This is a genomic window from Sphingomonas sp., assembly GCF_036731925.1.
Classification (GTDB): domain Bacteria; phylum Pseudomonadota; class Alphaproteobacteria; order Sphingomonadales; family Sphingomonadaceae; genus Sphingomonas.
In genome coordinates this window covers 1-13,996 of sequence record NZ_DAINDJ010000001.1, presented here as the reverse complement: position 1 = coordinate 13,996, position 13,996 = coordinate 1, and the positions used below count along the sequence as shown (strand labels likewise).

Below are 13,996 nucleotides of genomic sequence, written 5' to 3'. Positions count from 1 at the left end.
CTATTCCGCCGCGATCAGCCCGAAATCCAGATGCGCCTGCGCGACCGGGGCGAAGCTGCGGCGGTGGTGCGGGGTCGGCCCCAGCGCGCGCAGCGCCTCCTGATGCGCCTTGCCGCCATAGCCCTTGTTCGACGCCCAGCCATAACCGGGGAACTGCGCGTCCAGTTCGATCATCATGCTGTCACGCCGGTGCTTGGCGACGATCGACGCCGCCGCGATCGAAAGGCACAGCGCGTCGCCGCTCACCACCGCCTCGCTGCGATGATGCCATTTCGGGCAGCGATTGCCGTCGACCAGCACGAAGGCAGGCGGGAAACCCAGAGCCTCTACCGCGCGCGTCATCGCCAGCATCGTCGCCCAGAGGATGTTCAGCCGGTCGATCTCCTCGACGCTCGCGATCCCCACCCCCACCTTGGCGCAGGCGAGCAACTCCGCACACAGCTTTGCGCGCTTGGCGGCGGTCAGCGCCTTGGAATCGTTGATCCCTTCGGGGATGCAATCCGGGTCCAGCACCACCGCGGCGGCGACGACGGGTCCGGCGAGCGGACCGCGCCCGGCCTCGTCCACCCCGGCGACCGGGCCGGCGTGCAGCTGGAAATAACGGGTCTCGTACGTAAGGTCAGGCATCGTCCTCGATCCGCCATGGCGGAAATCGCCGCATCTCGCCAGCCTGATAGAGACGAACCGCGTTGCCGGCAGGGTCCCGCAGCCGCGCCTCGCGCCAGCCCCATTTCTCGTCCCTGGGCTCCTGCTCGAAGCGGAAGCCCTGCTGCTGGAGATAGGCAACGGTCACGTCGAGATCGCCGCATTCGAAATAGACGACGGGCGCGGTATAGGTCTCGTCGGTAGCGATCGAGAAGGTGGCGCCACCCTCGGTCTCGAACCGGGCATAGCGAGGGCTGGCGCGCACCACCTGGCGCAGCCCGAGCAGCCGGTAGAAGCGCTCGCTGGCGGCCAGATCCTGCGCCGGCACCGTCACCTGGTTCAGCATCGGCTCGAAAAAGCTCATGTTGACGTCCAGCCGCACCGCCTGCTGCGCCATCGGCCCATGCCCGCGTCCCAGCCCCTCGGCTTCTCGCATCGCGATCCGCACGAAGCGGCGCGCGCGGTTCACCGCCTCGGGCAAATCCCATTCGCAGGCCAGCCCGCAGGCGATGGCCGAGGCAAGCGTGCAGCCCGTGCCATGGGTATTTTCGGTGTCGATCTTGGGATCGCGCCACTCGATCTGTGGCGGGTCTTCAGGGTCCGACGAGTAGAGCGTGTCGACCACCTCGGGCCCGGCACCGTGACCGCCCTTGACCAGCACCGCGCAGCGATGGGCCGCCACGATCTCCTGCGGATCGCGGCCCAGCGCCTCCAGTTCCGGAAGATTGGGCGTGATGACGGTTGCCCGGTCCATCAGCCGCTCGAATGCGGCGACGGTTGCCTCGTCGGCCAGCCGCGCGCCGCTGGTCGCGACCATAACGGGATCGAAGACCACCGGCACGCCCGGCAGCTCGGCCAGCCGCTCGGCCACCGCGAGCGCCGTCCGGGCAGAGCCGATCATGCCGATCTTCACGGCATCGACGCCGATGTCGCGTACCACCGAATCGATCTGCGCAATCACCATGTCCGTCGGCACGGGATGCACCGCCTGAACGCCAACGGTGTTCTGCGCCGTGATCGCGGTGATCGCGGTCATGGCGTGGCCACCCAGCATGGTGACAGTCTTGATGTCGGCCTGGATCCCGGCGCCGCCGCCGGAATCCGACCCTGCGATGATAAGCACACGCTGGGTCATGCGCGCCTCCCCTGTGGCCCCGCGCGAAGCGGGCGCCAGTGACTTTCGCGGATCATGCGCGCGTGTCTGGCACAACTCTGTGCCACCAGAACAGGGGAAAGATGCGCGACTGCGAACTTGCCTGCGCGACTGAGGCGCCACTCAGGTACGCGTTAGAAGAAACCGTTCGTTAACCCCAAGAATGCAAAAAGTTACAGGTTCATCCTCATGATGCGCGGGGGAATCCTGATGACGACGATAGTGTCCACGAGCAGTGCCGCAATACTGAACGCAGCCTCATCCGCGAACAACGCAACCGGGGCTGAATCGAAGGTTGAGGCAAAAGTTGCGACCCCAGCGGCAGATCCGCGCCCGGCGGCACTTTCGCCAGCAGCGGCGGCCGTGGTGCTGCAAGAGCAGAACCAACCCACTGCATCGGCGGCCAAGCCCGAGCCTGAGCGCCACAGCGTTTGGCAGACCTTCATCGTTATCCGAGACGGCTTTTCCAACTATGATTTGGCCGCCGGCGTCGATGATCCGAACTATGTCAGCAATTCGGCCGGCCTGGACGACGTTCAGCTGAAAGCAAACGTTCGTGCCCGTCTCGACGCGAACATCAAGAAGATGGCCGATTCGGGCGATGTCTATGGCACCTTTCGTTCCGAAGGTATGGACTATGATACGCTGGTCAGCGGGCTCGATCCGCGGTCGCTGAAACTGATACGCGACAGCGGCAACGATACGTTCAACTCCGAAGAGAAAACGGCCGCGGCTGTGCTGCTGGAACAGCAGGATCGTTGGCGCTCCGGCTGCATCGGTGGCCCGAACCGGCTGATGCCGCTGTTCCTCTCGATGGGGCTCGGCGATCTTCCGCCCAAGGCCCGCGAAGACCAACTCGCCTTTCTCACCGGGGAACAGCGCAAGCAGGCACCGACGGTGGAGAACAAGATCAGCGAGGCAAGCGTCCGCGTACAGCTGGGCAGCGACAAGGCGAATGCGCTGCTCGGCCAGATTCCGCCGCAAGACAAGATGCTCTCGCTCCTGGTCGAGGCGATGCAGCAGGCCAGGGAAAAGGACCCGTATGTCCTGGAAAAGGCCAGCCGTGTTCGCAGCCTGGACGATCTGCGCAAGCAGGACTGGTTCCAGCCGTCGCTCGACAAGCTGAACGCGATTCTCGACGAGCAGGCGAAGCAGCAAAAGGCGGCGGCAGAATCGGCAGCGCCAGGAGCCCAGACGGCGGCCGTCACCTAAGGTTCGGCTATCCTGGATACCGGCGCGTGGTCGATGCGGGGTGTTGCTTCAGCACCGCCCCGACGCGCGCCGGACGATCCAGCAGTTCGCCGCCGCAATTGGGGCAGCGCTCGTCCATCTCGTCGGCGCATTCGGCGCAGAAGGTGCATTCGAACGAGCAGATGAACGCGCCGCCGGCATCGGCCGGCAGATCGGTGCCGCAGCGCTCGCAATCAGGCCGCATCTCCAGCATCAGGCAGCAGCCTCCCGCACCGCGTCGCAGACCCGATCGACAACGGCGTCCACCTGCCCCTTGTCATCGCCTTCGGCCATGACGCGGATCACGGGCTCGGTGCCGGACGCGCGGATCACCAGTCGGCCGCGGCCCTTGAGCTCGGCCTCGGCGGCGGCGATCACGTCCCGCACGCGCGGATCATCGAGCGGCTCGCCGCCCGCAAAACGGACATTCTTGAGAAGCTGCGGCAGCGGCTCGAAGCGGTGCAGCACTTCGCTTGCCGGGGCGCCCGCGCGGACGATCTCGGCCAGCACCTGCAGCGCCGCGACCAGGCCGTCCCCAGTGGTCGCATAGTCGGAAAGAATGATGTGCCCGCTCTGCTCGCCGCCGACATTGTAGCCGGAGCCGCGCATCTTCTCGAGCACATAGCGGTCGCCCACCTTGGTGCGCACCAGCCCCAGCCCCTGGGCAGACAAGTGCCGCTCCAGCCCCAGGTTCGACATCACGGTCGCGACCAGTCCGCCGCCGGCGAGCTTGCCCTGCCGCGCCCAGCCGGTGGCGATCAGCGCCATCAGCTGGTCGCCGTCGATCACCGTGCCGGTCTCGTCGACCACGATCAGCCGATCGGCATCGCCGTCCAGCGCGATGCCCAGCGCCGCGCCCGAGCCGACCACCGTCTCGCTCAGCACCTGCGGCGCGGTGGAGCCGACGCCGTCGTTGATGTTCTTGCCATTGGGGCTGACGCCGATCGAGACGACCTCCGCCCCCAGTTCCCAAAGCGCCGAGGGCGCCACCTGGTACGCAGCGCCATTGGCGCAATCGACCACGACCTTCAGCCCATCGAGCGTCAGCTCTGACGGAAAAGTGGACTTGGCGAAGTGGATGTAGCGGCCGCGCGCGTCCTCGACGCGGCGGGCCCGGCCGATGTCGGCGGAGGCTGCGAGCGGCACGTCGCCGTCGATCAGCGCCTCGATCGCTTCCTCATCCGCATCGGACAGCTTGAACCCGTCCGGCCCGAACAGCTTGATGCCGTTATCGGCAAAGGGATTGTGGCTGGCCGAGATCATCACACCCAGATCGGCGCGCATCGAATGGGTGAGCATCGCCACCGCCGGCGTCGGCATCGGGCCGACCAGCACCACGTCCATGCCGACACTGGTGAAGCCCGCGACCATCGCATTTTCCAGCATATAGCCGGAAAGCCGGGTATCCTTGCCGATCACGACATGGTGGCGGTGGTCGCCGCGGCGGAAATGCGCGCCGGCGGCCATGCCGACCTTCATCGCCATCGCGGCGGTCATCGGGGAGAGATTGGTGGCGCCGCGAATGCCGTCGGTGCCGAAATATTTTCTTGCCATATGTTTCGTTCTCGCGCCCTTGTGGCGTTGTGTGCGTGCTGTGATAGCGGCGAAAACCTCAAAGGGCGAGCATGTCGCAACCTACTCGTATTCTTCTTTCCCTGCTGGCCGGGCTCGCGGTTGGTGCAGCACTGGCGGCTTTCTCCCCGCAATGGGGCCTGGCCGCGGCAGGCTGGGCGCAGCCCGTCGGGCAGGCCTGGCTCAACGCGCTGCAGATGACGATCGTGCCTCTGGTCGTGGCGCTGCTGATCACGGGCGTCACCGCGACTGCCGAAGCCGCCGCCGCCGGCCGGCTCGCGGGCCGGGCGATCGCGCTCTATGTGACGCTGCTGTTCTGTTCGGCGCTGCTCGCCGCGCTGCTGACACCGCTGTTCCTCCAGATCGCGCCGCTGCCGCAGGAATCCGCGGCGAGCCTGCGCGCAGCGCTGACTGGTGCCGAGAAGATCGGCCCGGTGCCGCCGCTCGGTGAGTTCCTGGCGGCGATCATTCCCGCCAACATCGTCAAGGCAGCGGCGGAGAACGCCTTCCTGTCGCTGATCATCTTCGCACTGGTCTTCGCCTTCGCCATCACCCGGGTGGCGGCGGAATCGCGCGCGCTGCTCACCAACTTCTTCGTCGCGGTGCGCGATGTGATGCTGGTGGTGATCGACTGGGTACTGTGGATCGGCCCCGTCGGCGTGTTCGCGCTGGCGCTGGTCGTCGGCGCCAAGGCGGGGACCGGCGCGTTCGGCGCGCTGTTCCACTACATCCTGATCGTTTCCGCGGTCGGGCTCGTGGTGACGCTGTTCGCCTATCCGGCCGCGGTGCTCGGCGGCCGCATCGGATTGGGTCGCATGTTCCGTGCGGCATTGCCCAGCCAGGCGGTTGCGCTCAGCACCCAATCCTCGCTCGCCACGCTGCCGGTGATGATCGAGGGCGCCGAGGAAGTCGGCGTCCCGGTCGCCGTGTCGGGCGTGACCATGCCTCTGGCGGTGGCGATCTTCCGCTCCACCGGGCCGGCGATGAACTTCGCGGTGGCGATCTATATCGCCGAATGGTTCGGGGTGCCGCTGCATCCGGCCACCTTGCTGGTCGGCGCGGTCGTCGCGACCCTTACCTCGCTCGGTTCGGTGAGTCTGCCCGGCACGGTCAGCTATGTCAGTGCCATCTCGCCCGTCGCCGCGACGATCGGCGCGCCGATCACCCCGCTCGGCCTGCTGGTCGCGGTGGAGACGCTGCCGGACATCATGCGCACCGTCGGCAACGTCACCTGGGATCTTGCGACGACAATCTGGCTGTCGCGCAAGGCAGAGGCCCCGCACAGCACGGTGGACGAGACCCTGTCGCATTGACGATCGCCACCTCTCGTCCGCTGCGCTGGATTGCACTGGCGCTGCTGTCGATGGCGCTGGCAGCGCTGCTCGAGCAGATCGGGCTTTCCGCCGGACTGCTGCTCGGGCCGATGCTGGCGGGGATCGCCTTTGGTGCTGCCGGCTCGGGCCTCGGCCTGCCGCGCTGGAGCTTCCTCTGCGCGCAGGCGGTGATCGGCTGCCTGATCGCAGGCATGCTCTCGATCGGGATCTTCACCACGGTGCTCCACGAATGGCCGCTGTTCCTCGGCGTCACCGCTGCCACGCTGGGGGCGAGCAGCTTTCTCGGCTACTGGCTCAGCCGCTGGCAGGTGCTGCCCGGCACCACGGCGATCTGGGGGGCCATGCCCGGGGCAGCGAGCGCGATGGTAGTAATGGCCGAAGCGTTCGGCGCCGACGTCCGGCTCGTTGCCTTCATGACCTATACGCGGGTGGTATGCGTCGCCGGGGCAGCCTCTGCGCTGGCGGCAGGACTGGGCGCGCACCACGACGGTTCGTGGCTGCACACGCTGGTCGCGCCCGCACCACTGCTCCCGACACTCGTGACCCTGGCGGTGGCTGCCGCAGGGACAGCGGGCGGGCTGGCGCTGCGGCTACCCGCCCCCGCGCTACTCGGCCCGCTGGCGCTGGGGGTGACCCTGCACTTGAGCGGCATCGTGCGCCTCAGCCTGCCCGAACCGCTTCTGGCATGCAGCTATGCGCTGATCGGCTGGCGTATAGGGCTGGCCTTCACCCGCGAGACGCTGCGCCTCGCCGCCCACGCACTGCCGCGGGTGTTGCTTTCGGTGGGATTGCTGATCGGCTTCTCGACAGGCCTCGCGCTGCTGCTCGCGCGGTTCACCGATATCGATCTCGTCACCGCCTATCTGGCGGTGAGTCCCGGCGGGCTGGACTCGGTCGCGATCATCGCCACCTCGGTGCCGGTCGACCAGCCCTTCGTGATGGCGATGCAGACGCTGCGGTTCCTCGCCGTGCTCGGCGCCGGCCCCCTGCTCGCACGCTGGGTGGCACGGCGCCTCGAGCCGCTTACTTGAGCAGCACCAGTTCCTCGGCCATGGTCGGGTGCAGCGCGACGGTGGCGTCGAAATCATCCTTGGTCAGCCCGGCCTTCACCGCCACGGCCGCGGCCTGCAGAATCTCCGGCGCGTCCGGCCCGATCATGTGCAGGCCGACCACCTTGCCCGTCACCCCGTCGCAGATCATCTTGTACAGCGCGCGCTCGTGCCGCCCGGCAAGCACGTTCTTCATCGCCCGGAAGTCCGAGGTGTAGACCTTCACCGAGCCGAGCTGGTTGCGCGCCTCGCCCTCGGTCATGCCCACGGAGGCGATCGGCGGGTGGCTGAACACCGCGCTCGGAATGCAGTGATAGTCGACCTGGTGCGGCTTGCCGCCGAACAGCGTGTCGGCAAAGGCCTGGCCCTCACGGATCGCGACAGGCGTCAACTGCACGCGGTTGGTGACGTCGCCCACCGCATAGATGCTGTCGATCGTGCTGCGGTTGTCGGCACCCACCTTCACCGCGCCCTTGTCATCGAGTTCGACCCCGACCTGCTCCAGCCCCAGCCTGCGGGTGTTGGGAACCCGACCGGTGGCGAACAGCACGCAGTCCACTTCGATGGGATCATGGCCGCTCATCGAGACCAGCAGGCTACCGTCCGCCTGTTTCTCGATCTTCTCGAATTCGGCGAAGAAGCGGAAGTCGATGCCCTTGGTCATCGAGATTTGCAGCAGCCGGTCGCGAACCTGCGAATCATAGCCGCGCAGGATCACGTCCGTGCGGTTCACCAGCGTCACCTTCGAGCCGAACTCGTTGAAGATGCCGGCGAACTCATTGGCGATATAGCCCCCGCCGGCGATCAGCACGCGGCGCGGCAGCGTTTCGAGGTGGAAGACCTCGTTCGAGGTGATGCCATGTTCGCTGCCCGGGAAACTCGGCACGTGCGGGTGCGCGCCCGTGGCGATCAGGATCGTCTTGGCGCTGACCACCTTGCTGCTCGCCAGCGTGACCTCGTGCGGACCGGTGACGGTCGCGCGCTCGTGGAGAATGGTAACGCCGTTATTCTCCAGCCCCTGGGTGTAGAGGCCGTTCAGGCGATCGACGTCCGCCAGCACATTGTCGCGCAGCGTCGGCCAGTGAAAATGGCAATCGGGCACGTCCCAGCCGAAGCGGCGCGCGTCCTTCAGATCCTCGGCGAAATGCGCGCCGAAAATGAGCAGCTTCTTGGGAACGCAACCCCGGATCACGCAGGTGCCCCCGACGCGATATTCCTCCGCCACCGCGACCCTGGCGCCATATGCTGCCGACATCCGCGAGGCGCGCGTCCCGCCGGAGCCCGCGCCGATCACGAACAGGTCGAAGTCATAGTCGGACATGGGTCACTCCGGAGATGCGCCGGCGCGGAAGGCCGGGAGAAGGGGTCGAGGCAGAGATAGGGTGTCGGCGATCAAAACAAGAGTGCGACCATTGCCGCATGCGCTCCCCTCCCGCTTGCGGGAGGGGAACTGACTCACCGTTTGCGAACGAACTCCGCGCGCAGCACCAGGCCCTTGATGCCGTCGAACTTGCAGTCGATTTCCTGCGCGTCGCCGGTGAGGCGGATCGACTTGATCAGCGTGCCGCGCTTCAGCGTCTGGCCGGCGCCCTTCACGGTCAGGTCCTTGATCAGCGTCACCTGGTCGCCGTCCTGCAGCAGGTTGCCGACCGAGTCGCGCACTTCCACCACATCCGCGGCATCGGCCTTGGCCGCGGCATCGGCGGCGGGGATCCATTCCCCGCTCGCCTCGTCATACACATACTCGTCGTCGCCGCTCATGCTTCGAAAGCCCTTTTGATCAGATCGTTGGTGGAGGGGTCGAAATCGAGCCCGCCCTTGTCGGCCGCCTTGGCCATTTCCTTGCCCAACTCGACGCCGAACTGGTCGAACGGATTGATGCCGAGCAGCACCGCGTTCACGAACACGCGGTGCTCGTAGAAGGCGATCAGCGCGCCCAGCGTGCGCGGATCGAGGCTGTCGAGCAGCAGCGTCGACGATGGGCGGTCGCCCGGATAGCTGCGCGCGGGGTCCTCATGCCCCTTGCCGGCCATCAGCGCCGCCCCTTGCGCGAACATGTTGAGCAGCAGCTGGCGGTGGTGCTCCGGCGCGAGGGCGTCGCCCGCCTCGATCACGCCGACGAATTCGAGCGGCAACAGATGCGTGCCCTGGTGGAGCAGCTGGAACACCGCGTGCTGCGCATCGGTGCCGACGCCGCCCCAGGTGATCGCCGCGGTGGGGTAGGCCACCGCTTCGCCCTCGGCGGTGACGCGCTTGCCGTTCGATTCCATCTCCAGCTGCTGGAGATAGCTCGGCAGCAGCTTCAGCCGCTCGTCATAGGCGAAGGTCGCGCGCGTCTCGCAGCCACGGGCCTGGGTGTAATAGAGGTCGGCGAAGGCCGCGAGCGCGGGCGCGTTCTGCGCAAGATCGGTCAGGCGGAAGTGGCGGTCCATCTCGGCCGCGCCTTCCAGCAGTTCCTCGAACGCGTCCCAGCCCAGCGCCAGCGCCGCCGGAAAGCCGATCGACGACCAGAGCGAATAGCGGCCGCCGACGCTCTCGAAGAAGGGCAGCACGCGGGTCTCGTCGACACCCCATTCCACTGCCTTGTCGGGCGAGGCGGTCAGCGCCACCACTTGGCCGTACGGATCCTCGACGCCGCCCTCGGCCATCCAGGCCAGCGCGCTTTGCGCATTGAGCATCGTCTCGGTGGTGGTGAAGGTCTTGCTGGCAATCACCAGCAGCGTGGCCTGCGGATCGAACACGTCCATCGCATTTTCGAGCGCCACGCCGTCGACGTTGGAGACGATCGCCACGTCATAGCGGTCCATGTCGCGGCCCAGCGCGTCGACCAGCAGGTCCGGCCCCAGCGCGGAGCCGCCGATGCCGATGTGGAGGATGTGGCGGATCGGCCCGAGCGCCTCGGCCTCGATCGCGTCGATCAGCCCGCGCATCCGCGCGTGCTGCGAACGCGCACGAGCGACGCTTTCGGGCGCGCCTTCATAGCGCTCGGCCGTGTGCTCGGCGGCACGTCCCTCGGTCACGTTGACCACTTCGCCCGCGAACAGCGCGTCGCGCTTGCCCGCGAAGTCCATCTGCTGCGCCAGCGCCGCAAAGGCGGACACGGCATCCGCGGTCAGGTGCGTCTTGGACCAGTCGAAATGGATGCCGGCGACATCGACGCTCAGCCGCGACAGCCGCTCGGCGTCTCCGGCGAACAGGTCGGTCAGCTTGGTCTGGGGGAGGCATCGGATCGGCGTCCAGTCGGGCAAGGCCATGTTCATCTCCTTGGTGGCAAGGGCTCCCCTATCGTCCCACACCGGCCCGTTCCAGCCTCATTCCGCCGCTTGACCTCCCCGCCGCGCCCTAGCAGAGCAGTGCCCATGGAAACGCCCGCCTCCACCGAACCCGTCGCCACGCGCCCCGAAAACGTGCAAGCGCACGCCGCAAAGCCGGAAAAGCCGAAGTCGGAGTGGCGGGACCTCGCCACCTTCCTGCTGAAGCTGGCGCTGATCGTGTTCGTGGTGCGTAGCTTCATCTTCTCGCCGTTCAGCATTCCCAGTGAGTCGATGCTGCCCCGGCTGCTGATCGGCGACTATCTGTTCATCACCAAGTGGAACTACGGCTATTCCAAGCACTCGCTGCCGTGGAGCGTGCCGCTGATCCCGGGCCGCATCCTGCCGCGCAATCCGGCGCGTGGCGACGTGGTGGTGTTCAAGGCGCCGAACCATAATGGCGAAGACTGGATCAAGCGCGTCATCGGCCTGCCGGGCGACACGATCGAGATGGTCAATGGGCAGGTGATCCTGAACGGCAAGCCGGTGCCCAAGCAGCGCATCGCCGATTTCGTGCTGCCGATCACGCCGAACTTCACCCATTGCCCGACGCAGTTCCAGACCGCCGACGCAAAGGGCGCGCCGATCTGCCGCATCCCCCAGTTCCGCGAGACGCTGCCGAACGGCAAGCAGTATAACGTGCTCGACCAGGACAATCTGCCGCAGGACAACACCCAGGTGTTCACCGTGCCCGCCGGCCACGTGTTCCTGATGGGCGACAACCGTGACAACTCCACCGACAGCCGCTTCCAGCAGCCGCCGTACGGCTCGGGCATCGGCTTCGTGCCGATCGAGAATATCGAGGGCAAGGCGGTCGTGAACTTCTGGTCGACCAATGGCGGCGCCAACTGGCTGCTGCCCTGGACCTGGTTCACCGCGGCGCGGTGGAGCCGGATCGGAGAAGGCTTCTGAGCGTGCCCGATCTGGGCGGCTGGGTCGAGAAGACCTTCGGCCGCCCCGCCAAAGACCTGCCCAGCTTCCAGCGCGCGCTGACCCATGGCAGCCAGGCTGCCGGCAATTACCAGCGGCTCGAATTCCTCGGCGACCGGGTGCTCGGCCTGATCGTCGCCGAATGGCTGTTCGAGCGCTTTCCGGAGGAGCCCGAGGGCGCGCTCTCCCGTCGGCTGAATTCGCTGGTGACCGGCCCGGTGTGCGCCGATGTCGCGCGCGAACTGGGGGTGGTGCCGCATCTCCGCCTCGGCAAGCAGGCGCGCGACGATGGCGCGGCGGACAGCGACAATGTGCTGGGCGATGTGATGGAGGCGCTGATCGGCGCCTATTATCGCGAGTCCGGGCTCGATGCGGCGCGAAAGTTCGTCCGCGGCGCCTGGGGCGACCGGATCGACGCGCATGCGAAGGCCCCCAAGCATCCCAAGTCGGCGCTCCAGGAATGGGCTGCCGCGCGCAACCGTCGCCCGCCGGAATATGAGATCGTCGATCGCTCCGGGCCGAACCACGCCCCGCGCTTCACGGTGAAGGTGTCGATCGGCAAGCTCGCCGAGGCGAGTGCCGAAGGCAGCAACAAGCAGGAAGCCGAGACCGCCGCCGCCGCCGCGCTGCTGGCGAAACTGGGCAGTTCCTAGGCCTGCCTAAGCCCCTCCCCTTCAGGCGCATCAGGTCGGCGCTGCCCCCGGCAGTGCCTGAACAGCGCGGGGCGCTGTTCACCTGATGCGGGGTTGGGGTGGGGCAGTGTCTCACCGAGACCAAGCTTCGGTCTGGCATCCCTCCACCCCCAAACCCCTCCTCCCAGGAGGAGGGGCTCAAGCAGGGCGTTGCCCCCCTCCCGCCCATCCCCATTCCCCAGTACAACCGGAACCCATGACCGAACCCACCACCACCCAATCCTGCGGCGTCGTCGCCATCCTCGGCGCACCGAATGCCGGCAAGTCGACGCTGGTCAATGCGCTGGTCGGCCAGAAGGTCGCCATCGTCAGCCCCAAGGCGCAGACCACCCGCGCCCGCGTGATGGGCATCGCCATCGAAGGCGATACCCAGCTGATCCTGGTCGACACGCCCGGCATCTTCGAGCCCGAGCGCCGGCTCGATCGCGCGATGGTTGCCGCCGCCTGGGAGGGAAGCGACGGCGCCGACCTGATCGCGCTGGTCGTCGACGGCAAGGGCGGCATCGGCCCCAAGGTCCATGCCGTGCTGGAGAGCCTGCGCCACCGCAAGGAACGCAAGATCCTGATCCTCAACAAGGTCGACATCGCCGACAAGCCACGCCTGCTCGGCCATGCGGCAAAGCTCAACGAGGCGCTGCCGTTCGACGAAACCTATTTCGTCTCCGCGCAGACCGGCGACGGCGTGCCCGAACTCAAGGCGGCGCTCGCCAAGGCCATGCCGCAGGAGGACTGGCATTTCCCGGAAGACCAGGTCTCCGACGCGACCGACCGCATGCTGGCGGCCGAAGTGACGCGCGAGCAGCTCTACCTGCAGCTCCACGCGGAGCTGCCCTATGCCAGCGCCATCGAGACCGAGAAATACAGCGAGCGCCAGGACGGGTCGGTCGAGATCCACCAGCAAATTCTGGTGGCGCGCGACACCCAGCGCGCGATCGTGCTCGGCAAGGGCGGGCAGCGCCTCAAGGAAATCGGCAGCCGCGCCCGCGCCGAGCTGGCGAAGCTGCTCGGCGTGCCGGTGCACCTGTACCTGCACGTGAAGGTCAATCCGAAATGGGAAGAGGATCGCGGCCTCTACCGCGAGATCGGGCTCGACTGGGTGGACTGATGCAAACCGCCGGGCGGCCACGGCCGCCCGGTGGGACCAGGAATGGGGCCGCACGACGCGGAGGCGCTTGCAAGAACCCACCGCGATCCGGGCTGCAGTTCGCGGATGATGCGGGAGGGCGCGGGCATCATCTCCGTTGTGCGCGATATCTCACCGAACCTGCCGCTGTCGGCCTCGACACGTGTGCCGGTCCGGGCCGCTCTCCCCTTGCGGTAAAGCAGGCCGTCCACCGCGAAGGGGGCGCCGAAACTACCGACTGAGATTCAGTCGGTAGACGCACCAGGTTTTCGTGGTCCTTCGCCCGCCTGGGACGGCACCAAGGGTAGGACCGGCAGTTGACCCGATAGCGGGCCGTCGCCATCCCTAACCATCACAGCGCGCCTGCGTACGGCGTCCCAGCGCCGATGCGCGCGGACGCAGGTGTGTCTCGTCGACGCCGCAGGCGGGCCGTATCAGGGTTTGCGGTCGCGGCCGCGTGTCGAGCGCCGCGCGGTCATCGGATCAGGCTTGGGCGGAGGATGCCAGCCGGTCGACGGGACCATCCTTTGCTGGCTGGGTCCCAGTCCCATGGCGCCCGGGGCCTAGCGTGTAAGCCCCTCGAAGCGCGCGGCTTCCGCCTCCGCGGCTGTAGTGCCGCCTCGCATGGCATTGATCCTGTCGCGACACCGCGCGGCCGTCTCGAAATCGAGGGCGGCCACGGCGTCGTCCATCTGCTGCTGCAGGATTTCGATCGTTACGGTCACCTGGTGGCAACGCACGGCGGGCGCGCTGGGGCCTGGCTCGAGGGTCGAATTCGCGTCTGCGTACGAGCCGCCGATCCTGAACGCCCCATGCCAGCTCCCGACGCTGCAAGAGATGCGCCGCAGCTGTCGGGGAGCGCGGAAACGACAAAAGCCGCCGACCCGGTGGGGTCAGCGGCCTTTTGTTGGTTGCGGGGGCAGGATTTGAACCTGCGGCCTTCAGGTTATGAGCCTG

Annotated in this window: 14 protein-coding genes; 6 read left to right on the top strand and 8 right to left on the bottom strand. The window is 67.2% G+C overall.

What is annotated here, in order from left to right; translation table 11 throughout:
• Together V7E00_RS00070 and thiD are read right to left on the bottom strand one after the other, a co-directional pair.
• On the bottom strand, positions 1 to 627 hold the full coding sequence (locus V7E00_RS00070) for a ribonuclease HII (RefSeq protein ID WP_333570778.1): 627 nt from the start codon (positions 625 to 627) through the stop codon (positions 1 to 3).
• Positions 620 to 1,780 (bottom strand): bifunctional hydroxymethylpyrimidine kinase/phosphomethylpyrimidine kinase, encoded by a 1,161-nt coding sequence (gene thiD, locus V7E00_RS00065; protein ID WP_333570777.1) that lies wholly within the window; start codon positions 1,778 to 1,780, stop codon positions 620 to 622. The genes V7E00_RS00070 and thiD overlap by 8 nt, the downstream gene beginning before the upstream one ends.
• 228 nt (positions 1,781 to 2,008) lie before the next feature.
• Between thiD and V7E00_RS00060 the strand changes: the two genes are divergently transcribed.
• Positions 2,009 to 3,010, top strand: a complete 1,002-nt coding sequence (locus V7E00_RS00060) for a hypothetical protein (RefSeq protein WP_333570776.1) — start codon at positions 2,009 to 2,011, stop codon at positions 3,008 to 3,010.
• Between the two features lie 7 nt (positions 3,011 to 3,017).
• On the opposite strand, the gene V7E00_RS00055 is transcribed toward V7E00_RS00060, so the two are convergent.
• Together V7E00_RS00055 and glmM are read right to left on the bottom strand one after the other, a co-directional pair.
• A complete protein-coding gene (locus V7E00_RS00055; RefSeq protein WP_333570775.1) occupies positions 3,018 to 3,242 on the bottom strand; it encodes a DUF1272 domain-containing protein in 225 nt (74 codons plus the stop codon).
• Entirely contained in the window at positions 3,242 to 4,582 is a 1,341-nt protein-coding gene (glmM, locus tag V7E00_RS00050; RefSeq protein ID WP_333570774.1) for a phosphoglucosamine mutase, read from the bottom strand. Before glmM ends, V7E00_RS00055 begins: the two co-directional genes overlap by 1 nt.
• Before the next feature lie 71 nt (positions 4,583 to 4,653).
• On the opposite strand from glmM, the gene V7E00_RS00045 reads away from it, so the two are divergent.
• Positions 4,654 to 5,913 carry a dicarboxylate/amino acid:cation symporter gene (locus V7E00_RS00045; protein WP_333570773.1) on the top strand — a complete coding sequence of 420 codons (1,260 nt, stop codon included), beginning with the start codon at positions 4,654 to 4,656 and terminating at the stop codon, positions 5,911 to 5,913.
• Positions 5,910 to 6,965: an AbrB family transcriptional regulator gene (locus tag V7E00_RS00040; protein ID WP_333570772.1), complete on the top strand. Its 1,056-nt coding sequence runs from the start codon at positions 5,910 to 5,912 to the stop codon at positions 6,963 to 6,965. The genes V7E00_RS00045 and V7E00_RS00040 overlap by 4 nt, the downstream gene beginning before the upstream one ends.
• On the opposite strand, the gene gorA is transcribed toward V7E00_RS00040, so the two are convergent.
• The 3 genes from gorA to pgi all read right to left on the bottom strand — a co-directional run bounded on the left by gorA (position 6,958) and on the right by pgi (position 10,237).
• Positions 6,958 to 8,304 carry a glutathione-disulfide reductase gene (gene gorA / locus V7E00_RS00035; protein WP_333570771.1) on the bottom strand — a complete coding sequence of 449 codons (1,347 nt, stop codon included), beginning with the start codon at positions 8,302 to 8,304 and terminating at the stop codon, positions 6,958 to 6,960. The genes V7E00_RS00040 and gorA overlap by 8 nt on opposite strands.
• A gap of 134 nt (positions 8,305 to 8,438) precedes the next feature.
• Positions 8,439 to 8,744 carry an alkylphosphonate utilization protein gene (locus V7E00_RS00030; RefSeq protein ID WP_333570770.1) on the bottom strand — a complete coding sequence of 102 codons (306 nt, stop codon included), beginning with the start codon at positions 8,742 to 8,744 and terminating at the stop codon, positions 8,439 to 8,441.
• Positions 8,741 to 10,237, bottom strand: coding sequence for a glucose-6-phosphate isomerase (pgi, locus tag V7E00_RS00025; protein ID WP_333570769.1), 1,497 nt, complete (start codon positions 10,235 to 10,237; stop codon positions 8,741 to 8,743). Before pgi ends, V7E00_RS00030 begins: the two co-directional genes overlap by 4 nt.
• A 105-nt stretch (positions 10,238 to 10,342) precedes the next feature.
• Between pgi and lepB the strand changes: the two genes are divergently transcribed.
• From lepB to era, 3 genes are all read left to right on the top strand, one after another.
• Positions 10,343 to 11,206, top strand: coding sequence for a signal peptidase I (lepB, locus tag V7E00_RS00020; protein ID WP_333570768.1), 864 nt, complete (start codon positions 10,343 to 10,345; stop codon positions 11,204 to 11,206).
• Positions 11,207 to 11,208: 2 nt separating this feature from the next.
• Entirely contained in the window at positions 11,209 to 11,877 is a 669-nt protein-coding gene (gene rnc, locus V7E00_RS00015) for a ribonuclease III (RefSeq protein ID WP_443019125.1), read from the top strand.
• A 235-nt stretch (positions 11,878 to 12,112) separates the two neighbouring features.
• The gene (gene era / locus V7E00_RS00010; protein ID WP_333570767.1) at positions 12,113 to 13,021 is read left to right on the top strand and encodes a GTPase Era; all 909 of its coding nucleotides are present in this window, start codon (positions 12,113 to 12,115) and stop codon (positions 13,019 to 13,021) included.
• A gap of 581 nt (positions 13,022 to 13,602) precedes the next feature.
• On the opposite strand, the gene V7E00_RS00005 is transcribed toward era, so the two are convergent.
• The gene (locus V7E00_RS00005; RefSeq protein ID WP_333570766.1) at positions 13,603 to 13,779 is read right to left on the bottom strand and encodes a UvrB/UvrC motif-containing protein; all 177 of its coding nucleotides are present in this window, start codon (positions 13,777 to 13,779) and stop codon (positions 13,603 to 13,605) included.
• Positions 13,780 to 13,996 lie beyond the last annotated feature (217 nt).

Excerpts from the sequence above, each read along its gene's own strand:
- V7E00_RS00055 (WP_333570775.1), bottom strand. The coding sequence starts at position 3,242 with ATGCTGGAGATGCGGCCTGATTGCGAGCGCTGCGGCACCGATCTGCCG.
- pgi (WP_333570769.1), bottom strand. The coding sequence starts at position 10,237 with ATGGCCTTGCCCGACTGGACGCCGATCCGATGCCTCCCCCAGACCAAG.
- gorA (WP_333570771.1), bottom strand. The coding sequence starts at position 8,304 with ATGTCCGACTATGACTTCGACCTGTTCGTGATCGGCGCGGGCTCCGGC.
- V7E00_RS00070 (WP_333570778.1), bottom strand. The coding sequence starts at position 627 with ATGCCTGACCTTACGTACGAGACCCGTTATTTCCAGCTGCACGCCGGC.
- era (WP_333570767.1), top strand. The coding sequence starts at position 12,113 with ATGACCGAACCCACCACCACCCAATCCTGCGGCGTCGTCGCCATCCTC.
- thiD (WP_333570777.1), bottom strand. The coding sequence starts at position 1,780 with ATGACCCAGCGTGTGCTTATCATCGCAGGGTCGGATTCCGGCGGCGGC.
- lepB (WP_333570768.1), top strand. The coding sequence starts at position 10,343 with ATGGAAACGCCCGCCTCCACCGAACCCGTCGCCACGCGCCCCGAAAAC.
- V7E00_RS00045 (WP_333570773.1), top strand. The coding sequence starts at position 4,654 with ATGTCGCAACCTACTCGTATTCTTCTTTCCCTGCTGGCCGGGCTCGCG.
- glmM (WP_333570774.1), bottom strand. The coding sequence starts at position 4,582 with ATGGCAAGAAAATATTTCGGCACCGACGGCATTCGCGGCGCCACCAAT.
- V7E00_RS00030 (WP_333570770.1), bottom strand. The coding sequence starts at position 8,744 with ATGAGCGGCGACGACGAGTATGTGTATGACGAGGCGAGCGGGGAATGG.
- V7E00_RS00060 (WP_333570776.1), top strand. The coding sequence starts at position 2,009 with ATGACGACGATAGTGTCCACGAGCAGTGCCGCAATACTGAACGCAGCC.